The sequence below is a fragment of the Microbacterium sp. KNMS genome (assembly GCF_053851835.1).
This window is the reverse complement of the sequence record NZ_JBSQBP010000164.1, coordinates 1-248: the sequence shown is the minus strand read 5'-3', so window position 1 is coordinate 248 and position 248 is coordinate 1. Positions and strand designations below refer to the sequence as shown.

Annotated in this window: 1 protein-coding gene; it reads left to right on the top strand. The window is 64.1% G+C overall.

Annotated elements, in window-relative coordinates:
* Positions 1-31: 31 nt before the first annotated feature.
* Positions 32-248 (top strand): polyprenyl synthetase family protein (locus tag ACWXWW_RS18245; RefSeq protein WP_455971449.1); only part of this gene is annotated, 217 nt, incomplete at its 3' end.

The window sequence follows — 248 nt, the reverse complement described above, 5'->3', positions numbered from 1 at the left end:
GATTTCGAGCGGGGGCAAACGCCTGCGCCCGATGCTGACGGTCGCGGCGGCCGAACTGGTGGGTTATACCGGCGGGGCGCAATATGCGCTGGCCGCAGCGGTGGAATTTATCCACACCGCCACGCTGCTGCATGATGATGTGGTCGATGGCTCGGACCTGCGCCGGGGCAAGGCGGCCGCCAACATCATTTACGGCAATCCGGCCACGGTGCTGGTGGGCGACTATCTGTTCAGTCGCAGCTTTGAAC